The sequence below is a fragment of the Streptomyces sp. HSW2009 genome (assembly GCF_040240285.1).
Lineage (GTDB): Bacteria > Actinomycetota > Actinomycetes > Streptomycetales > Streptomycetaceae > Streptomyces.
Genome location: NZ_JBEHZD010001075.1, coordinates 1 through 917, shown reverse-complemented (window position 1 = coordinate 917; position 917 = coordinate 1). Strand labels below are relative to the sequence as shown.

At 77.5% G+C, this 917-nt stretch carries 1 protein-coding gene; it reads left to right on the top strand.

The genetic code is table 11. The features are described 5' to 3' along the window. Positions 1-122 precede the first annotated feature (122 nt). Positions 123-497, top strand: coding sequence for an Imm51 family immunity protein (locus tag AAHZ94_RS34620; RefSeq protein ID WP_349997635.1), 375 nt, complete (start codon positions 123-125; stop codon positions 495-497). Positions 498-917: the final 420 nt, after the last annotated feature.

Below are 917 nucleotides of genomic sequence, written 5' to 3'. Positions count from 1 at the left end.
GGGGGGGGGGGGGGGGGGGGGGGGGGGGGGGGGGGGGGGGGGGGGGGGGGGGGGGGGGCCCCCCCCGGCCCCCCCCGCCCTTGTGCGGCGGCGTTGTCAGACCCCCCGCCTAGGGTTGGACCATGACGACGCACACGAACGAGTCGACCGACCGCGAGAGCTTCGCACCGCTGGTCTTCCTGGCGTACCAAGCCCCCGGCCGCTACGGCCTGTTGCTCAGCGATGACCACATGGGCTCGACCACCGCGCTCTTCGACCAGCACGGTCACCAGGGCGGCGGGTACGACTGGGAGGCCGTCGCCAGATCCGCGGTGCACGCCCGCGCCCCTGAGGTGGCGGACCGGATCAACTACGACTGCGAGGCGGGCATGTTCGTCGCGTACGGCTTCGACGCCGAGGCGCTGCGCAAGCTGGGCGCGCTGCTGGCCGAGGCCCACCGCGATCCGAAGGTGCTCGCCGAGTACCTGACGACTGCGGACCCCGACTGGTTCGACTGACCGACGTGCGGCCGGCTTGCTCCGGGCGGGGTGGGCCGTCGGCTCGGTTGCGCCAGGCTGTCTGGCGCTCGGTCTGCCCGGCTACCTCGTCGCCGCTCGGCGGTGGGGGCCCGGGTTGGGCTGCGGTGTGTCGGCGGTGTCGGCGGTGTCAGGGGTGTCCGTACTGGCGATGCCGCTGGCCCGTACGGCGGCGACACGGTGCGGCAGGTCACGGCAACGGCATGGCATGAATCAGCGGGCAGCGCTGGGTGTGCGCTGCCCGCTGCTCGGGTGATGCTGTGTGCGGTCCGTCCGGGCCCGGGCCTTCCCGGCCCGACCGGCCCCCCCCCCGCCCCCCCCGGCGGGGGGGGGGGGGGGGGGGGGGGGGGGGGGGGGGGGGGGGGGGGGGGGGGGGGGGGGGGGCCGCCCCGGGCGGGGGGG

What these genes read in the sequence shown, in the direction of transcription:
- AAHZ94_RS34620 (WP_349997635.1), top strand. Translation starts at nt 123, where the DNA reads ATGACGACGCACACGAACGAGTCGACCGACCGCGAGAGCTTCGCACCG.